Here is a 925-nt window from a genome sequence, read left to right on the forward strand (position 1 = left end):
CGCCGTCGGCACGCTGGTCGGCGTCCTCCTCTCGGTCGCGCTCAACGCCGTCAACGACCCGGCGAGCGCCGCGCTCGGCGTCGACCTCCCGACGTTCGCGCTCCCGGCCGCGTTCGCCCTCGCGTTCGGTGCGATGTGCGGCGACATCGGTGCCTCCTTCCTCAAGCGGCGGTCCGGGCGCGAGCGCGGTGCCGCGTTCCCCGGCTTAGACCAGCTCGACTTCGTCGTCGGCGCGCTGGCGCTCGCCTTCGTCGTCGACACCGACTGGGCGCTCGCCGTCTTCACGCCCCGCGTCCTCGCGGTCGTCCTCGTGATGACGCCCGTCCTCCACGTCGTCACGAACGTCGGGGCCTACTGGCTCGGGCTGAAGAACGAGCCGTGGTAGGTCGAAAATCCGTCCGAGACGAGACGTACGCCGAAACGCTCCGGTTTTTTCGAAGATGCGCTGAGAACCGATCGTTCGATCGCGTAGTTCGCAGCGACGAGAACGCGAGAAAGATATATATACTGGTGTGACATACCATGGCACGCATGTCTAGTAGCGCACCCGATTCGGACGACGACGTGTTCGACGAGTTCCTGTCCGACCACGGCCACGAGACGGAGATCGTACGCTGGGAGCGATCGTATAACAAGCTCCAGTGTCCGGAGTGCGGTGCGCTTCACGAGGAGGGAACGGCGCGGTGTTCGGTTTGCGACTGGCGGCCGAACTGACGGACGCGACGGCAGCCCGCGGCGTTTTCTTTCCGTCAGACTCCCCGGTAGTATTATGGGGAATTACTCGATAGTGGATAACATGCCGACCTGTCAGAACTGCGGTTCGTTCGTCACGACTGATTACGTTCGGGTGTTCACGCCGAACGAGGTCGATCGGCCCCGCGTCTGTCCGGCCTGCGAGGACATGGTCCGCGACGGTGCCGAGGTC

At 64.6% G+C, this 925-nt stretch carries 2 protein-coding genes; both read left to right on the forward strand.

Translation table 11 applies throughout. The features are described 5' to 3' along the window. On the forward strand, nucleotides 1-385 hold a 385-nt coding region (locus BN903_RS14410), incomplete at its 5' end, for a CDP-archaeol synthase (RefSeq protein WP_048078390.1). 146 nt (nucleotides 386-531) lie between these two features. Then, nucleotides 532-714: an HVO_0416 family zinc finger protein gene (locus BN903_RS14415; protein ID WP_048078391.1), complete on the forward strand. Its 183-nt coding sequence runs from the start codon at nucleotides 532-534 to the stop codon at nucleotides 712-714. Nucleotides 715-925: the final 211 nt, after the last annotated feature.

It is taken from the genome of Halorubrum sp. AJ67 (assembly GCF_000513435.1).